We start from the raw sequence: 16766 nt of genomic DNA, 5'->3' as shown, positions 1-16766 counted from the left end.
TTGCCCGCGATGACGGAGTGTCAGCCAGTAAATCTGGCACTGATACACCGCTATCGCGGGCAAGCCCGCTCCCACATTTTTTGTTGCATTCCACCCCGGAGGGTGGGGTTAGTGGATGGCGGGGGCCAGGGCCCAATCAATCTCTGCCGCCAGCATCGGCCGGCCAAACCAGTAGCCCTGGCCCAGGTCGCATTGGTGATTCAACAGGAACCGCGCCTGTTCCATCTGCTCGATACCCTCGGCTTGCACCTGCATACCCATGCTCTGCGCCAGGGCGATGACTACCCGCACAATCGCCGCATCGTCTTCATCCCACGGCAGGCCGGCGACGAAGCCCTGGTCGATTTTCAGCTTCTGCACCGGCAACCGCTTGAGGCGCAGCAGTGACGAATAGCCAGTGCCGAAGTCGTCGATAGCCAGGCTCAGGCCCAGTTCGCGCAGGCGGTGCAGTTGTTCCAGGGCCACTTCCGGGTCGTCCATCACTGCGCTTTCGGTGACTTCCAGTTCCAGCTTCGCCGGGTCCAGGCCGGTGTCGTGCAGCACCTTGGCCACCTGCTCGTACAATTCGTGACGGGCAAACAGGCGGCTGGAGATATTGACCGCCATAAAGGACAGGTTCTTGCCGTCTGCCAGCCACTGGCACATCTGGCGACAGGCCTGCTCCATGACCCAGCCGTCAATCTCGGCGATCAACCCGGTGCGTTCGGCAATCGGGATAAATTCTGCCGGTGACACCAGGCCGCGCAGCGGGTGCTGCCAGCGCACCAGGGCTTCCACACCAATCATCCGGCTGGTTTGCAGGTCGTGGACCGGCTGGTAGTAGACTCGCAACTCTTGCTGATCGAGGGCGCGACGCAGCTCATTGCCGATCTCGATCCGGTGCTGGGCGTGGGCGGTCAGTTCCTCGGTGTACAGGGCGTAGCCTTCGCGCCCGGAACTCTTGGCCTTGAACAACGCGGAGTCGGCGTTGCGCAGCAACTGTTCGGCACTCAGGGCATCGCTGGGGAACAGGCTGATGCCAATACTGACGCTGACAAACAGCTGGTGGCCGTTGAACACGAACGGCTGCTTCATGCCGTCAATGATGCGCTGGGCCAGGGCGGCCGCCTGGACCACCTGTGGACAACTTTCCGCCAGCACCGCGAACTCATCGCCACCCAGGCGCGCCAGGGTCACGCCGGGACCGAACAAGCCCTGCAGGCGCTCGCCCACGGCCTTGAGCAACTGGTCGCCGACGTTATGACCCAGGCTGTCGTTGATGATCTTGAAGTGGTCCAGATCCAGCATCAACAGCGCACAGCCACGCTTGTGAATCTGCGCCGAGGCCAGCGCCTGCTCGGCGCGGTCGGTGAACAGCAGGCGGTTGGGCAGGTCGGTCAACGGGTCGTGGTGGGCCAGGTGCGCCAGTTCGTGCTCGGAGTGCTTGATGGCACTGATGTCAGAAAACACCGCCACGTAATGGCTGACCTGGCCCTGGTCATCATGGATGACACGGATGGTTTGCCACTGTGGATAAATTTCCCCGCTTTTACGCCGGTTCCAGATCTCGCCGCTCCACTCGCCCTCTTGGTTGAGCGCGCGAAACATCTGCTCATAAAAGTCCGGCGAATGGCGCCCGGACTTGAACAGGCTCGGCTGGCGGCCCATCACGTCTTCCACCTGATAACCGGTGATTTCAATAAACGCGCGGTTGACGTGGACTATCTGCCCGCGGGCGTCGGTGACCAGCACCCCTTCGCGGGTGCAATCGAACACCGCCGCCGCCTGGCGCAGGCGCTCGCGGTTTTCCGTCAAGGGTTGCTGGATGCGATGGTTGCGGGCGCTGCGGGCGCACAACAGGAAAATAAACAGGGCGCTGAGGGTCACCCACAGGTAGCCGCGCAGTATCTGCCAGTGAATCATTTCCTTGGGTTCATCAATAAAATTGATAAATACCTGCTGACTGAGCTGTATCCACAAGACCGAAAGCAACAAGTACACCAGCCCTGCACGCAGGGCACCTCGGTATGAAAGCAGCATATGACTAGTAATCCTTACTAAAAAACAGAATCGCCTTACAGAATCTGCGGATTATAGGACAAGTAACATCTCGTCACTCCTATCTGAAAGGGTGACTGGTTTTATCTGTAGGCTAAGTGATAATGCGTCAGCTGTTCTTATCTTTATCTGAGGGCCATACAGCCTATGTGGTACAACGGTTTTCTTGACTTGTCAGCCTGGCAACTGGTGGCAGTCACTCTGTTGATGACCCACGTGACCATTATCGGTGTCACGGTCTATCTACACCGCTATTCAGCCCACCGCTCCCTGGAGCTCAATGCTGGCCTGAAACACTTCTTCCGCTTCTGGCTGTGGTTGACCACGGCGCAGAATACCCGCGAATGGACCGCTATCCACCGCAAACACCACGCCAAGTGCGAAACCGTCGACGATCCCCACAGCCCGGTGATCAAGGGCCTGTCCACGGTCCTGCGCAAAGGAGCCGAGTTGTACCGCGCCGAGGCGGAAAACCCCGAGACCCTGCGCATCTACGGCAAGAACTGCCCGGACGACTGGATCGAACGCAAGCTCTATACCCGCTATCCGCTGCTGGGCGTGGCCCTCATGGGCGTTATCGACGTGCTGCTGTTCGGCACCATCGGCATCACCATCTGGGCGATCCAGATGATGTGGATCCCGTTCTGGGCCGCCGGTGTGATCAACGGCCTGGGGCATGCCATCGGTTATCGCAACTTCGAATGCCGCGACGCGGCGACCAACCTGGTGCCGTGGGGCATCATCGTCGGTGGCGAAGAGCTGCATAACAATCATCACACCTACCCCAACTCCGCCAAACTGTCGGTGAAGAAGTGGGAATTCGACCTGGGCTGGGCCTGGATCCAAGTGTTCAGCTTCCTGCGCCTGGCCAAGGTGCAGCGCGTGGCGCCGATTGCCCATCGGGTGGAAGGCAAGGGCCACCTGGACATGGACACCGCCATGGCGATCCTCAACAACCGCTTCCAGATCATGGCCCAGTACCGCAAGTTGGTGATTGCGCCGCTGGTCAAGCAAGAACTGGAGAAGGTCGATCATTCGGTACGCCACCAGTTCCACCGGGCCAAGCGCCTGCTGTCACGGGAAACCAGCCTGCTGGATGAGCGTCACCATGTGCGCATCCAGAGCATGCTGGAGCACAGCCAGGCCTTGAAGGTGATCTACGAAAAGCGCCTGGCGCTGCAACAGATCTGGCTCAAGACCAGCAGCAACGGGCATGACATGCTCGCGGCCATCAAGGAGTGGGTGCACGAGGCCGAGGCCAGCGGGATCCAATCCCTGCGCGACTTTGCCCACCAGTTGAAAACCTACTCGTTGCGCCCCGCAAACGCCTAGGTGTTGCAGGAGCCGGGAGGACACCCAGTCCTTACCGGCTCCACAGTTTTTTGGCGCCATTTCACAGTCACCGAACATTCCCTCTCAATCGCGACTGATAACGGAACTTAGCTGCAATTCCCCTCTCTCAAACAACACTTCGCCATCCTGGCGGGCCTTGTTTTGACTGCTGTTCAATGCTGCGGCATGTCCAGAGAGAATTGTGCCGATGGTCCACGAAACGGACTCCCCGATCCCCACCACGCCTGACTCAACGGATACGTCCCGGCCGGCTGCCGCTACCTTGCTGGCGTTGATGCATGCCCAGGGCGAAGTGGAGCGTCTGAGCCAGCGTGAACAGCTGTTGAGCTCGCTGCTGGTCAGTGTGAACGCCGTGCTCTGGGCCATCGAGTGGGAGACCCGCCGCGTGCTGTACGTAAGCCCGGCCTATGAGCGCATCTTCGGGCGCTCGGCCAGCCTACTGCTGGCCGAGCACCGTGGCTGGCGCGACAGCATCCACCCCGAAGACCAGCATTACGCCGAGCACAGCCTGGCCCAGGTGCTGGAGCTGGGGGCGGTCGAGAATCGCCAGTACCGCATCATCACCGCAGACGGGCAGATCCGCTGGCTCAGCGACAAGTGCTTCACCAACCAACAGGCCACCCCAGGGAAACCGTTGATTGTGGTGGGCATCGCTGAGGACATCACCGAAAAAAAGCACCTGGAACTCGAGCTGCAGCGCCTGGCCACCACCGACGTGCTAACCCGCAGCAGCAACCGTCGCCATTTCTTCGAGTGCGCCCATCACGAATTCGAACGTGCCTGCACCCAAGGCCTGCCCCTGGCCTTCCTGTTGCTGGATATAGATAACTTCAAGGCCATCAACGACACCTACGGCCACCTGGAGGGCGATCAGGTGTTATTGCGTATCGCCGAGAGCGGCCGCGGGGTATTGCGCCGTGGCGACCTGTTCGGGCGCATTGGCGGCGAAGAATTTGCTGCGGTGCTGCCAGGATGCGAACCGGAAAGGGCCATGCAGGTCGCCGAACGCCTGGGGCAGGAAGTGCGCCAACTGGAGTTCAGCCATGACGGCCGGTTTTATGGCGTGACCGTCAGCCAGGGCCTGGCCAGCCTCACCGCCGCAGATGCAAGCCTTGATAGCCTGTTCGCCCGGGCTGATGCGGCCATGTATGAAGCCAAGCGCCAGGGCAAGAACCGGGTGATTGTCGGCTGAATGCCTGCCCTTTCACGGCGCTAAACAATAGCGCCTGGACCACCGCCATCGCGGGCAAGCCCGCTCCCACAGGGGATCTCGACCAGACTGGGAATTCTGGATACCCCACAAACCCCATGTGGGATCTCGACCAGGCTGGGAGTTCTGGATACTCCACAAACCCCATGTGGGAGCTCGACCAGGCTGGGAGTTCTGGATACCCCACAAAACCCATATGGGAGCTCGACCAGGCTGGGAGTTCTGGATACCCCGCAAACCTCATGTGGGAGCTCGACCAGGCTGGGAGTTCTGGACACACCACAAATCAAATGTGGGAGTTGTCGAGCTTTAGCGAGGCTACGATGGCGGCGGCACATTCAGCATTGTTGCTGGCGGACACAGCGCCTACCCAGGCTTGCGGATACGCGTCAGCTCTGCAAACCCGACCTTGAGCAACCTCGCCGTCTTGCCCTTGGCCAACGCCTCGACCCCTTCATGCTCGGTCAGCCCTGCCAGTTGCGCCGCGATGTTCATCACCAGCGCCTCACGGGAATACACCCCGCCTTCCAGGGAGTAGGTCGCCGCGATCAGTTGGCGCAGCTCCAGGGGCAAGCGCCAACGCGTGCGCAGCGCCGAGCCATAGCTGGCGCCAAAGGTGGACAATAACTCGCCAATCAACGCCTCATCCAGCTCACCACCGCCCTGGCGCCACTCCTGCAAGCTGCGCAGCAGGGCCAGGTCGCCCAACCGATGGAGAATACCGGCGCTGTAACAGCGTTCGTGTTCAAGATCGAGCATGCGCGCCAGTGAACGACCGTATTGCGCAGTCCGCTGGGACAACTGCCAATAACGCTCAGCGTATTCCATCAGGCTGGCATCGCTGAGGATCACGTTGTGCTTGAGGGCCAGGCCGAGGATCAGGTTCATGCTCTGCCCGGCGGCCAGTTTGTGCAGCGCCATGGACAGGGTCTGCACCGGTGTGCCGTGCTGGCCGGCGCTGTTGGCGGCGGCGATCAGCACCGCGGTGATCTGTGGATCAACCTTGACCTGCTCTTCCAACTGCTCGAGATCCAGCCCCTGCGGCGTGAGGCTGCGTTGCACAGCCGCCTTGACGTCAACCCGCAGCGGCGCGCCGTCCGACAGCTCGCGACGCTGCTCCAGGAACACCGGCAAGGACATGCCCGCCGCCAGGACGGGGGGCTCGCAATACACCGTTTCGCCTTCGTTGAGCAACAAATCCTGCAGGCGTTGCGTAAGACCCTCCATGTTCAGTGGCTTGGTCAGGTAGGCGGTGGGCGCCAGCGGCAGTGCCTCGCGCACGCTGGCGCCGTCATTGCGTGTACTGAGCAGGATAAACGGCAACACGGGCACCCGCCGACGCTGACGCACACTGCGCAACAGGCTCAGGCCGTCAACGCCCGGCAGCTCCCAATCGGCAATGATCAAATCGTAGGGTTTGTCTCGCAGCAGCTCGGCGGCGTGCTGCCCGTCGGCGCACACATCCAGCCGCGCGTCGCAGCGCACATTCAACAACACCTGCTTGAGCAGATCCCGCGACCAGGGGTCGGGCTCGGCAATCAGCACACGGGGCACAGCAGGTAAATCAACAGCAGTCATGCAGCACGCTCCATCGGCAATCCCTGCACATTAGACAAAGGAAGCACCTGCGTACAAGGAACAAGGCCTGAATAGGTGCATAGCCCACAAAAAAACCCGCCGAAGCGGGTTTTTTCGATCCAGCCAACCTGCGCTTACAGCTCGGAGAAGCACTCTTCGATGATCGCCAAACCTTTGTCCAACTGCTCGTCCGGCGAGGTCAGCGGGACCAGCACGCGCAACACGTTGCCGTAGGTGCCGCACGACAGCAGGATCAGGCCCTTGTCACGCGCCTTGGCAACCACCGCGGCCACCGCAGCAGCGTTCGGCTTGTGGCTGTCGCCGTCCTCGAACAGCTCGACCGCGATCATCGCGCCCAGGGCACGCACTTCGCCGATCACCGGGTACTTGGCCTGGATGGCTTTCAGGCCAGTGACCAGACGCTCGCCAACAGCCTTGCAGCGGTCCAACAGGTGCTCTTCTTCGAACACTTCCATCACGGCCAGGGCCGCGGCGCACGCGATCGGGCTACCGGCATAGGTGCCACCCAGGCCACCTGGGGCAATGGCGTCCATGTATTCGGCCTTGCCGCACACGCCAGCCAACGGGAAGCCGCCCGCGATGGATTTGGCAAAGGTGGTCAGGTCGGCAGCAACGCCCATCTGCTCCATGGCAAAGAAGGTCCCGGTACGGCCGGCACCGGTTTGCACTTCGTCGGCGATCAGCAGGATGCCGTGCTTGTCGCACAGTTCGCGCAGGCGCTTCATGAAGGCTTTAGGCGCGACATAGAAACCGCCCTCGCCCTGTACCGGCTCGATGATGATGGCAGCGATATCACGCGGCTCGGCATCGTTCTTGAAGATGCGTTCGATGCTGGCGATGGAGTCGTCGATGCTCACGCCGTGCAACTCATTCGGGTACAGCGCACGGAAGATACCGCCTGGCATCAGGCCCATGCCAGCGGAGTACGGCACGACCTTGCCGGTCAGGCCCAGGGTCATCATGGTGCGGCCGTGGTAAGCGCCGGTGAAGGCGATCACGCCGGCACGGCCAGTCGCGGCACGCGCAATTTTCACGGCGTTTTCCACGGCTTCGGAACCGGTGGTGACCAGCAGGGTTTTCTTGGCGAAATCACCTGGCACCTTGGCGTTAACTTTTTCGCACAGCTCCACGTACGGCTCGTAGGCCAGGACCTGGAAGCAGGTGTGGGTCAGCTTGTTCAACTGCTCGGTCACGGCCGCGATGATTTTCGGGTGCAGGTGACCGGTGTTCAGTACGGCGATGCCGCCGGCGAAGTCGATAAACTCGCGACCTTCAACGTCAGTCACGGTGGCGTTCTTCGCGGATTCGGCGAAGATCGGGTGAATCTGGCCAACACCGCGCGGTACAGCGGCTTCGCGGCGTTTCATCAAGGAAGCGTTGGTCTTGTTGCTCATAAAGTCCTCATTCGCCACTCATCGGGTGGCGTGGTCCAAGGAATACGTGACGGGGAGGCAACTACGGCAGCATGCGATGATCGACTGCCACAGCTTTCCCGGCCACTTCGAATAACGGTTTGAAGCACGCAAAGGGACAGCGCTCTCGTGCCCTTTGCGTTTGCAGCGATACCTTGCCGGTTAGATACCCAGGCAGAGGTATTTGATTTCCAGGTAATCCTCGATGCCGTACTTGGAGCCTTCACGGCCCAGGCCCGAAGCCTTGATACCGCCAAACGGCGCCACTTCGTTGGAGATCAGTCCGGTGTTGACGCCGACCATGCCGTATTCCAGGGCCTCGGCCACACGGAACACACGGCCCAGGTCGCGGGCATAGAAGTAGGAGGCCAGGCCAAATTCGGTGTCGTTAGACATCGCGATCACTTCGGCTTCGTCTTTGAAGCGGAACAACGGCGCCAGCGGGCCGAAGGTTTCTTCCTTGGCCACGGCAGCGTTTTTCGGCACGTTGGTGAGGATGGTCGGCTCGAAGAAGTTGCCTTCCATAACCTTACCGCCCGCCAACAGGGTCGCACCTTTGCTCAAGGCATCGGCGATGTGTTCCTGGACCTTGGCCACGGCTTTTTCGTCGATCAGCGGGCCAGTCGTGGTGCCTTCTTCCAGACCGTTGCCGATCTTCAATTTGGCTACGGCCACTTTGAGTTTTTCCGCGAACGCGTCGTACACCGAATCCTGGATGTACAGGCGGTTGGCGCACACGCACGTCTGGCCGTTGTTGCGGTACTTGGAGATGATCGCGCCTTCGACGGCCTTATCCAGGTCGGCGTCGTCGAACACGATGAACGGCGCGTTGCCGCCCAGTTCCAGGGAAACTTTCTTGATGTCCTTGGCGCATTCGGCCATCAACTGGCGACCGATTTCGGTCGAGCCGGTGAAGGACAATTTACGCACGGTCGGGTTGCTGGTCAGCTCGCTGCCGATATCGCCAGCGCTGCCGGAGACCACACTGAACACGCCGTTTGGAATCCCGGCACGCTGGGCCAGCTCAGCCAGGGCAAACGCCGAGAACGGGGTTTGCGACGCAGGCTTGAGGACCATGGTGCAACCGGCAGCCAGGGCCGGGCCGGCTTTACGGGTGATCATCGCGGCCGGGAAGTTCCACGGCGTGATGGCGGCGGTGACGCCGATCGGCTGCTTCATCACGATCAGGCGCTTGTCTGGCTGATGGCCAGGGATCACGTCCCCGTAGATACGCTTGGCCTCTTCGGCGAACCACTCGATAAACGAAGCGGCGTAGACGATTTCGCCCTTGGCTTCGGCCAGCGGCTTGCCCTGCTCCAGGGTCATCAGACGCGCCAGGTCATCCTGGTTCTCGATGATCAGCTCGAACCAGCGACGCAGCTTGTTTGCACGGTCCTTGGCAGTCAGTGCGCGCCAGGCCGGCAAGGCCTTGTCGGCGGCTTCGATGGCACGACGAGTTTCGGCGGCGCCCATCTTCGGCACGGTGCCCAGGATCTCGCCAGTCGCGGGGTTGTTGACCTTGATCGTTTGACCGTTGTCCGCATCGACCCAAGCGCCATCAATAAAGGCTTGCTGGCGGAACAACTGGGTGTCTTTAAGCTGCATGTCGGCTTTCCTTAACAGCACCGCGCGCGCGCGGGGCAAATTAGAGTTGTTGAAAGGCGCCTCGAAGGCTGCCGTCAGGGAAATCAGTCACTGGGCGCAAGCTGAAACATCGCGCACGGGAAACAGAGCGTTTGAAATCTCAAACGAATCCTAGGATCAATGGGGGGGCAGGGCAATAGTCTGTTCGAAAAAAAGAACGAAAACGGCGCATTAGCCGAATTATTCTGACAGGCGCACAACAGCCGGACTCAGCGCCAAGGACGCACACCGCCCGGTACAGAGCCTCGCCGCTCCAGAATCCTACCGGCAGACGGCCAAAAACCAGCATGGACGCCCAAGGTCGACATGGGTATGATGGCGCCCGCACAAGCATCCGTAGCTCAGCTGGATAGAGTACTGCCCTCCGAAGGCAGGGGTCGTGGGTTCGAATCCCGCCGGGTGCACCAGATACAGAGAAAAAGCCCCAGGTCGCAAGACCTGGGGCTTTTTTGTGGGCGCTGTCCCGTCCTGAATAAGGTTTACACCTTCTGACCTATCTTCAGGAGGAGTCAATGGAATCGGGCAAAAGGCGGAGCCAGCGTGACTACACGTTAGCCTTTAAATTATCGGTCGTAGACCAGGTCGAAAAGGGCGAGTTGAGTTATAAAGAGGCTCAACGGCGCTATGGCATCCAGGGCCGGTCCACGGTACTGGTCTGGTTACGCAAGTACGGCCGGCAGGACTGGAGCCAAGGCGCCTCAATTCGAGAGCCGAGGAGCAGGTCCATGACCGAGCCAACCCTCCCGCTGACCCCCGAGCAGCGGATCAAAGAACTCGAAGAACAGCTGGCGCTAAGCAATCAGAAAGCGCAATTCTTCGAAGCCGTCGTGAATGTTCTGAAGAATGACTACGGTGTTTCCGTCGTAAAAAAGCGACCCGGCAAGTCCTCTCGCAAGGGCAAATCCAAGGCCTGAGCATCACCAGGCTTGCCTGTTCATGGCATTTCGCGCCAAGCGTATTACCAACGCAATCGGGCTTTCGACGAGAGAGCTCGTCAAGATCAAGAAGTCATGGACTTTGTTCTTGAAAAGCGCCGCCGTCAGCCTCGGATAGGCACGCGCAAGCTGCATTACCTGATGAGCGTCGAAGTTGGCGCATCAGTGCGGGTCGGCAGAGACCGCCTGTTTAGCATCCTGCGCAATGCTCGAAAACTGGTTGTGCGCAAACGGGCTTACCACAAAACGACGGACAGTCATCACCGCTTTCGCCGCCATCCCAACCTGCTCAAAGCAGGTCAGGAGCAGGTCGTGGCCAATAGGCCAGAACAGGTCTGGGTTGCAGACATAACCTACCTGCCGACACAGGAAAGCGTGGCTTATGTGAGCCTGGTGACAGACGCCTACTCACGCAAGATCGTAGGCCATCATGTGCATGAGAGCTTGCATACCGAGTCGGTGATCAAAGCGATGGAAAAGGCCGTTGGCGAACGCCGAAGCACGCTGCCACTGATCCATCACTCAGACCGCGGAGCCCAATACTGCTCTGAGCTTTATCAACGCTTGCACGCTAGTCATGGCGTCAGATGCTCAATGACCGACGGCTATGACTGCTACCAGAATGCTCTGGCAGAGAGGATAAACGGCATTTTGAAGACCGAGTTCCTGCTGTATCGCCCTAAAAATCTGGCGGACGCAGTGAAAATGGTGGATGAGTCGGTGCTGATCTACAACGGGGAACGGCCACACCTGTCCCTGAAATACAAAACGCCCGATGCAGTGCATCGGGCGTTTTGAGACTGAAATAGGTGTAAACCTATTTCAGGACTAGACACGCTGTCACAAAGACTCTTCTGCCGGCCATATCCAACTAGGCAAAGCGCTTTTGCGTTGTAAGTTGGAGTGCGTAAACTGGCAACGCGAAGAGTGCACTACATAAGTTTGTTCTCATTTTTCATCTGGCCGTTAGCTTACTGAGTTGTCACTTCACCGGCCTTGTGAAAGAGCTTTGCGAAGATCATCCACTGGCCATCGACTTTCATCAAGTTCAAGTAGTCGACCATGACGTTATTGAATAGGCGCAAACGCACTTTAACGATGGCCATTTCCGCAGACATCACATCAATCATCAATACTTCATCAAGTTGTGGAAAACCACCTTCCTGTGGCGACTGACGGCCTTGAACCATGGCCCTGTACTCATCAAAAGACCGGACGACCACGGTCGAGTCTTGTGCGCTATATAATACGCAACCCCGATGAAAGACCCGATCAAACAGATTCAAGTCCTGGGTTTGCAGTACATCAAAGTAGTTTTTCAGAAACGACTGGATTTCATTGATCATGGCGAACAACTCCCGTTTTATTAGCATGACATTATTTAAATAATTAAATCGTCGCTATTATCGGTATCTCGCTCGCTTCACGTATAGCGGCTATTATTAGACTTTTCCGTGAAAGGAATTCACCTATTGAAGCTCCCTCCACTCGCCGCATTGCGCGCCTTCGAGGCTTTGGCCCGGCTGGGCAAGGTGAATTTGGCGGCCGTTGAGCTGCACGTGACCCACAGTGCCGTCAGCCATCAGATTGGCTCTCTTGAAGAGTATTTGGGTATTGCCTTGGTGATGCGCAGCGGACGTTCCCTGGTGTTGACGGAAGAGGGGCGCATTTATGCCTACCAGATCAGGCAGGCGCTGGGTGAAATCGCCGGGGTCACAGAGAAGTTTCTGGCGAGAAGCAATTTCCCGCAACTGACCCTGTCGGTGCTGCCCTCCTATGCCATGCACTGGTTATTGCCGCGCTTGCACGGCTTTATGAGTGCCCATCCCGGGCTGCGCCTGAAATTGGAATCGACCATGGCGTTCGCCGGTTTAGAACAGGGCCTGGTCAATTGCGCAATCCGCTTCGGTCACGGCCAATGGCCCGATATGCATTGCGAAACACTGATGAGCGACTCATTGCTGGTGGTCGCTGCTCGCGACTTCAACCACGGTGTATTGCCAGACACGCCGCACGCCATCCTCGAGCAGCCACTGCTGCACGCCAGTGAAAGCTGGGCAACCTGGCTGTGCGCCGCAGGCGTGGAGGGGCAACGCCCTCACGCCTCGCTGGAGTTCACCGACTCCACCTTGCTGCTCGAAGCGGTACGGCTCGGGCACGGCGTCGCATTGACGCGCCGCTCGATCGCCCATTCACTGATTCAACGTGGGGAGCTGGTCAAACTCACCGACATCGAACCGGCGCATTCTTCGAGCTACTATCTGGTCTGGCCACTGGGGATTAAACGTTCGGCGCAATTAACCTCCCTGCACAGCTGGCTCAAAGACCAAGTCGTGGCGTATCAAGACAGCCTATAAAACCGCTGCCTGTAGCTCTTAGTTCAAATCGGGCCGGGAGCCGCAGATACAGACGAAAAGCCCCAGGTCGCAAGACCTGGGGCTTTTTTATGGGCGCGAGTTCAACGCTTTTGCAACGCTTCCAACCGGGCGGGCAGGTCTTCGTCAGGAAAGCGCTTGTGCAGCGCCAGCAGCTTCTCATCCGCCGCCCTGCTCTCTCCCGCCTCGCGCAGATGCACAATCTCCTCAAGCCCCTGCTCCAGGGACTGCGGTTTGGCGGCTATCTGCTTGCTCATTTTCGCCACGGGCTCATCGGCCATGACCGCCGCCATCTCGGCCTGGACCGACGCGCTGTCAGCCTGTGGTGCCATCGCCATACGGGCCATGGGCGCGGGGGCGGCGGGGGCAGACAGTGCCTGCGGCGGTGGCGCAGCGGCATATTCGGCGGCTTCGGGCAGGTCGATATCAGGTACTGGCGAGCGCATTACCACGCCAATCATCAGTGCGACCCCGGCCACGGTGGCAAACGCCATCTGCCAGCGTGGTCGTTGGCAAGCTTGCAGCCAGCGTTGCCACAGGTTTGGCCCGGGAGCCGGTGCTTCGCGGCGGGCGGCGGCGAGGATGAAGGCGTCGAGGGACGCAGGCGGCTCGCTGGCGCTGTGTTGGCGAAAGTGCTGGATCAGCCCTTCGTCAGTCGGATCCTGGGGGTGTCGGGAGTCAGTCATACGGGTACCTCCTCGGCCAGCAGCCGACGCAATTTCTGCTGGGCGTAACGCAAGCGGCTTTTTACCGTTTCCAGTGGGCTGCCGGTCAGGGCGGCGATTTGCGGCAGTTCCAGGTCGCCGTGCAGGCGCAGCATAAACACTTCGCGCTGGTCTTCGGGCAGGTCTTGCAACGCTGCATCGAGACGACCCTGGTCGCGGCTCAGGCTCAGTTGCTGCTCGGGGCCGGAGCCGGCGTCGGGCTGGGCGTGCAGTTGTTCGTCGTAGCTGTCGTGCAGCGGGTTGTGGATGCCGTGCTTGCGCCAATGGTCGATCAGGCGGTTGCGGGCAATCTGGAACAGCCAGGTACGAAAACTCGCGCGGCCTTGTGGCTGGGTAGTGCTGCGGATCAGGCTGAGCCAGGTGTCCTGGTAGATTTCCTCAGCCAGTTCGGCCTTGTTGCAGAGGCCCACGAGAAACCGGTAAAGGCCCTGGCGGTGCCGGGCATAAAGGATTTCGAAGGCGCCTGCATCGCCGCTGCGGTAGCGGGCCAGCAGCGATTCGTCGCTGGGTGGATCATCTGGTACGGCCATGTTAAGTGGCGAACTCCTTTCGATGGATCACTGCAGATTACCTGTGGGAGCCGGGCAAGCCAGCTCCCACATTAGAGCTGTATCGTGTGCAAGATCAGTGTTTGAGGCTCTGGGCCAGTTCCACCAACTGTACAAATTCATTACGCAGGCCGTAGGGATCAACACCGCGGGCCGAGCGGGCCAGGGCGGCGGTGTCTTTTAGGCTCATGCTGCCAGTGTAGCGGCCATCGCCCTTGAGCTGTTGGGCGAAGGCGGCCACGGCGGCCGAGAAGCGCAGGTCGTCGCTGGGCGTGTGTTGAGCACTCTTGATCGGGTGTTCGATCAGGCGACTGCTGCCACCCGCCGCCGGCTTGTAGCGTACCCGCAACATGGCCAGTTCTGTGGCATTGCCATCGCCAGTCTTGGCCTGGGTATAGCGCAGCGGTTCCAGCCAGCCTTTTGAACCCTTGGGTACGATTTCATACAGCGCTGTCACGGTATGCCCGGCACCGATTTCGCCGGCGTCCACCTTGTCATTGCTGAAATCCTCACGTTTCAAGGCGCGGTTTTCATAGCCCAGCAGGCGATATTCGCTGACCTGGGCCGGGTTGAATTCCACCTGCAGCTTTACATCCCGCGCCACCACGGCCAGGGTCGAGCTGAGTTGCTCCACCAGTACCTTGCGCGCTTCGCGCAGGTTGTCGATATAGGCGTAGTTGCCATCGCCCGCGTCGGCCAGTTGTTCCATCAGGTGTTCGTTGTAGTTGTCCACACCAAACCCCAGGGTGGTCAGGGATACCCCGCTTTTGCGCTGGTCCACGGCCATCTGCTTGAGGCTGTCGAAGTCGCTGATGCCGACGTTGAAGTCACCGTCGGTGGCCAGCAGGATGCGGTTGATACCCTGGTCGATAAACCCTTCGCGGGCCATCTGATAGGCCAGTTCGATGCCCGATGCGCCCGCCGTGGAGCCGCCAGCGGTCAGTTGCTCGATGGCGTTGCGGATTTTTGCCTTGTCGCGCCCGGAGGTGGGCTTGAGCACCACCCGCGACTCGCCGGCATACACCACCAGCGACACGCGGTCCTGATCGCGCAGTTGGTCGACCAGCAGCTTGAGGGTGCTTTTCACCAGCGGCAGGCCTTCGCGGCGGTCCATGGAGCCGGAAACATCCACCAGGAACACCAGATTGGCCGGCGCCAATTCGGCCACCGCACGCTCGGAGGCCTTGATGCCGACGCGCAGCAGGCGCGTATTGGGGTTCCAGGGGGTGGCGGCGACTTCGGTGGTCACGCCGAACGGTGAGCCATCGCTCGGCAGTGGGTAGTCGTAGGGGAAGTAATTGACCATTTCCTCAAGTCGCACGGCACCTTCGGGCGGCAGCTGGCCTTGGTTGAGGAAACGCCTGACATTGGCATAGCTGCCCGTGTCGACATCGACGCTGAAGGTCGAGACCGGGGTTTCGGCAACGCTGTGCACTGGGTTGTCCGGCAGGTTTTGATACTGCTCACGCGGCTCGGCGCGGTACTCCATCGCCACAGCGTCATGCATGGCCATCGGTGCCGGCATCGCCATTCTTTTGAGCATGGCGCCCTGAGCCTGGACAGGCGCGCTTTGCAGTTCGGGGACGGCAGCCGCTTCGGGCGCCTTGGCCTCGTCACGGGATGACAGCCCACACCCGGCAAGCGCCACCAGCAAGGTCACGGCAAAGCCCTGGGCAGCGGGGCGCAGGAGGAGAAGAGGACGGGACATGGGCTGAACCTCGTGTGTGAATGATGCGTTCACAAGGTCAGACGTAGGAGCGTCGGGATTCGGGTTAGCGTCTGGTCACTCAACCTATGTGGGAGCTGGCTTGACCTGCGATAGCGGTGGGCGAGTCAATACATACGGTGACTGACCTACCGCTATCGCGGGCAAGCCCGCTCCCACATTGGATCGGCAGTGACTGGTCCAGATCAGTCCGAGCCGTACTTGGGCGAGCGCGGGCCGTACAGGATCCCGGTGCGTTGGCCGGCCGACAACAGGCGCGCGCTGGTGATACCAGCAATCGGATGCGCCGCGTCGGTGGAGCTGTTGATCACTTGCTTGACCGCCGCAGTGATCAGCATGCCCACCAGGCCGCCGCCGTTGTTGTTGCCTTCCTCGCTGGAAGCCCGTGCCGAGCCGGTCCACAGGGTGGTGCCGGTGCGCAGGTCGACCAGTTTGGCCGAGGCTGTCACGGAGGTGTCGCTGGTGATCAGCATGTACTTGGTGCCGTACTCGCTGACGGTGATGTACAGCGCCGCGTCTGCGCCGAAAATCTCATGCAGCTTGCCCGGCGGCACGCCCTGGATATCGTTGGCGGTGGTCAGGCCGTTCTGGCGGAAGGTTTCGTCCACCAGGGCAATCGGCATCACGTAGTAGCCGGCTTCCGCTAACGGGTAGGTCACCTGCGATACCAGGCTGTAGGAGGCCTGCACTTCAGGGGACTCGTTGATCGGTGGCAGAACCAGGATCGACTTCGGCCGCGCCTGCTTGTAGGCCGAGTAATCGACGGTCTTGGGTGCCGCGCAACCGCCCAGCAAGGCCAGGGCGAGCAAGGCGCCGGTGAGTTTCAAAAAGCTCATTTCTTCACCTCTGGGGCCTTGGCGTTCTTGAGCAAAAAGTCCATGTAGGCAGCAGACTCGGGGAACAGCGCCTTCTCGGTGCGCAACTGCTGCACCATCTGGTCATCCTTGCCCATGCTCAGGTACAGCAAGCCCAGGTGGGCGTGGTAGCCCGGCGGGGCCTGGCGGCCACTGGCGTTGATCTTTTGCAGGTCGCGTTCCAGCGCTTCGACCTGGGCTTCCTTGGGCTCGCCCTTGAAGTACTCGTAAACCTGTGGCTGGTAGCTTTCCCATTGATACAGGGGCTTGGGTGCCGTCTGGCACCCTGCAACCAGCGCGGTTGCTGTCAGCATCAGCGCTAACTTAACTGCCTTGCTCATCCGTGTA

The 16766-nt window shown here is 60.2% G+C and carries 13 protein-coding genes, 1 tRNA gene and 1 pseudogene; 5 read left to right on the top strand and 10 right to left on the bottom strand.

Annotation, left to right across the window (positions count from 1 at the left end; all coding sequences use genetic code 11):
- Nucleotides 1-108: 108 nt before the first annotated feature.
- Nucleotides 109-2019, bottom strand: a complete 1911-nt coding sequence (gene dibA / locus PSH80_RS00875) for a phosphodiesterase DibA (protein ID WP_057957970.1) — start codon at nt 2017-2019, stop codon at nt 109-111.
- Between the two features lie 165 nt (nt 2020-2184).
- Between dibA and desA the strand changes: the two genes are divergently transcribed.
- Nucleotides 2185-3369 carry a delta-9 fatty acid desaturase DesA gene (gene desA, locus PSH80_RS00870; RefSeq protein WP_057436984.1) on the top strand — a complete coding sequence of 395 codons (1185 nt, stop codon included), beginning with the start codon at nt 2185-2187 and terminating at the stop codon, nt 3367-3369.
- 208 nt (nt 3370-3577) lie between these two features.
- Entirely contained in the window at nt 3578-4582 is a 1005-nt protein-coding gene (locus tag PSH80_RS00865) for a sensor domain-containing diguanylate cyclase (protein ID WP_198799811.1), read from the top strand.
- A gap of 384 nt (nt 4583-4966) precedes the next feature.
- Here PSH80_RS00865 and PSH80_RS00860 read toward each other — a convergent pair whose 3' ends face one another.
- The 3 genes from PSH80_RS00860 to gabD all read right to left on the bottom strand — a co-directional run bounded on the left by PSH80_RS00860 (nt 4967) and on the right by gabD (nt 9216).
- Nucleotides 4967-6178: an HDOD domain-containing protein gene (locus tag PSH80_RS00860; RefSeq protein ID WP_305418808.1), complete on the bottom strand. Its 1212-nt coding sequence runs from the start codon at nt 6176-6178 to the stop codon at nt 4967-4969.
- A 134-nt stretch (nt 6179-6312) separates the two neighbouring features.
- A complete protein-coding gene (gabT, locus tag PSH80_RS00855; protein ID WP_057436980.1) occupies nt 6313-7593 on the bottom strand; it encodes a 4-aminobutyrate--2-oxoglutarate transaminase in 1281 nt (426 codons plus the stop codon).
- A 180-nt stretch (nt 7594-7773) separates the two neighbouring features.
- On the bottom strand, nt 7774-9216 hold the full coding sequence (gene gabD, locus PSH80_RS00850) for an NADP-dependent succinate-semialdehyde dehydrogenase (RefSeq protein ID WP_057957966.1): 1443 nt from the start codon (nt 9214-9216) through the stop codon (nt 7774-7776).
- A gap of 369 nt (nt 9217-9585) precedes the next feature.
- Here gabD and PSH80_RS00845 point away from each other — a divergent pair.
- Both PSH80_RS00845 and PSH80_RS00840 read left to right on the top strand, forming a co-directional pair.
- Nucleotides 9586-9662, top strand: a tRNA-Arg gene (locus PSH80_RS00845).
- Between the two features lie 105 nt (nt 9663-9767).
- Nucleotides 9768-10988: pseudogene (locus tag PSH80_RS00840) on the top strand (IS3 family transposase).
- Between the two features lie 173 nt (nt 10989-11161).
- On the opposite strand, the gene PSH80_RS00835 reads toward PSH80_RS00840, so the two are convergent.
- Nucleotides 11162-11536: a nuclear transport factor 2 family protein gene (locus tag PSH80_RS00835; protein WP_057436977.1), complete on the bottom strand. Its 375-nt coding sequence runs from the start codon at nt 11534-11536 to the stop codon at nt 11162-11164.
- A gap of 126 nt (nt 11537-11662) precedes the next feature.
- On the opposite strand from PSH80_RS00835, the gene PSH80_RS00830 reads away from it, so the two are divergent.
- Nucleotides 11663-12547 (top strand): LysR substrate-binding domain-containing protein, encoded by an 885-nt coding sequence (locus tag PSH80_RS00830; RefSeq protein WP_057436975.1) that lies wholly within the window; start codon nt 11663-11665, stop codon nt 12545-12547.
- A gap of 101 nt (nt 12548-12648) precedes the next feature.
- Here PSH80_RS00830 and PSH80_RS00825 read toward each other — a convergent pair whose 3' ends face one another.
- The 5 genes from PSH80_RS00825 to PSH80_RS00805 all read right to left on the bottom strand — a co-directional run bounded on the left by PSH80_RS00825 (nt 12649) and on the right by PSH80_RS00805 (nt 16759).
- Nucleotides 12649-13251 (bottom strand): hypothetical protein, encoded by a 603-nt coding sequence (locus tag PSH80_RS00825; protein ID WP_057957964.1) that lies wholly within the window; start codon nt 13249-13251, stop codon nt 12649-12651.
- Nucleotides 13248-13820, bottom strand: coding sequence for an RNA polymerase sigma factor (locus PSH80_RS00820; protein WP_057957963.1), 573 nt, complete (start codon nt 13818-13820; stop codon nt 13248-13250). Before PSH80_RS00820 ends, PSH80_RS00825 begins: the two co-directional genes overlap by 4 nt.
- Nucleotides 13821-13914: 94 nt before the next feature.
- Nucleotides 13915-15546: a VWA domain-containing protein gene (locus PSH80_RS00815; protein WP_305418804.1), complete on the bottom strand. Its 1632-nt coding sequence runs from the start codon at nt 15544-15546 to the stop codon at nt 13915-13917.
- A gap of 203 nt (nt 15547-15749) precedes the next feature.
- Nucleotides 15750-16400 (bottom strand): DUF799 domain-containing protein, encoded by a 651-nt coding sequence (locus PSH80_RS00810; protein ID WP_057436967.1) that lies wholly within the window; start codon nt 16398-16400, stop codon nt 15750-15752.
- Nucleotides 16397-16759, bottom strand: coding sequence for a DUF4810 domain-containing protein (locus tag PSH80_RS00805; protein WP_057957961.1), 363 nt, complete (start codon nt 16757-16759; stop codon nt 16397-16399). The genes PSH80_RS00810 and PSH80_RS00805 overlap by 4 nt, the downstream gene beginning before the upstream one ends.
- Between the last annotated feature and the right edge of the window lie 7 nt (nt 16760-16766).

This window comes from Pseudomonas sp. FP818 (genome assembly GCF_030687335.1).
Lineage (GTDB): Bacteria > Pseudomonadota > Gammaproteobacteria > Pseudomonadales > Pseudomonadaceae > Aquipseudomonas > Aquipseudomonas shahriarae.
The sequence above is the reverse complement of the archived record's forward strand: the minus strand, read 5'-3'. Positions and strand labels throughout refer to the sequence as shown.

Excerpts from the sequence above, each read along its gene's own strand:
- dibA (WP_057957970.1), bottom strand. The coding sequence starts at position 2,019 with ATGCTGCTTTCATACCGAGGTGCCCTGCGTGCAGGGCTGGTGTACTTG.
- desA (WP_057436984.1), top strand. The coding sequence starts at position 2,185 with ATGTGGTACAACGGTTTTCTTGACTTGTCAGCCTGGCAACTGGTGGCA.
- PSH80_RS00865 (WP_198799811.1), top strand. The coding sequence starts at position 3,578 with ATGGTCCACGAAACGGACTCCCCGATCCCCACCACGCCTGACTCAACG.
- PSH80_RS00860 (WP_305418808.1), bottom strand. The coding sequence starts at position 6,178 with ATGACTGCTGTTGATTTACCTGCTGTGCCCCGTGTGCTGATTGCCGAG.
- gabT (WP_057436980.1), bottom strand. The coding sequence starts at position 7,593 with ATGAGCAACAAGACCAACGCTTCCTTGATGAAACGCCGCGAAGCCGCT.
- gabD (WP_057957966.1), bottom strand. The coding sequence starts at position 9,216 with ATGCAGCTTAAAGACACCCAGTTGTTCCGCCAGCAAGCCTTTATTGAT.
- PSH80_RS00835 (WP_057436977.1), bottom strand. The coding sequence starts at position 11,536 with ATGATCAATGAAATCCAGTCGTTTCTGAAAAACTACTTTGATGTACTG.
- PSH80_RS00825 (WP_057957964.1), bottom strand. The coding sequence starts at position 13,251 with ATGACTGACTCCCGACACCCCCAGGATCCGACTGACGAAGGGCTGATC.
- PSH80_RS00820 (WP_057957963.1), bottom strand. The coding sequence starts at position 13,820 with ATGGCCGTACCAGATGATCCACCCAGCGACGAATCGCTGCTGGCCCGC.
- PSH80_RS00815 (WP_305418804.1), bottom strand. The coding sequence starts at position 15,546 with ATGTCCCGTCCTCTTCTCCTCCTGCGCCCCGCTGCCCAGGGCTTTGCC.
- PSH80_RS00810 (WP_057436967.1), bottom strand. The coding sequence starts at position 16,400 with ATGAGCTTTTTGAAACTCACCGGCGCCTTGCTCGCCCTGGCCTTGCTG.
- PSH80_RS00805 (WP_057957961.1), bottom strand. The coding sequence starts at position 16,759 with ATGAGCAAGGCAGTTAAGTTAGCGCTGATGCTGACAGCAACCGCGCTG.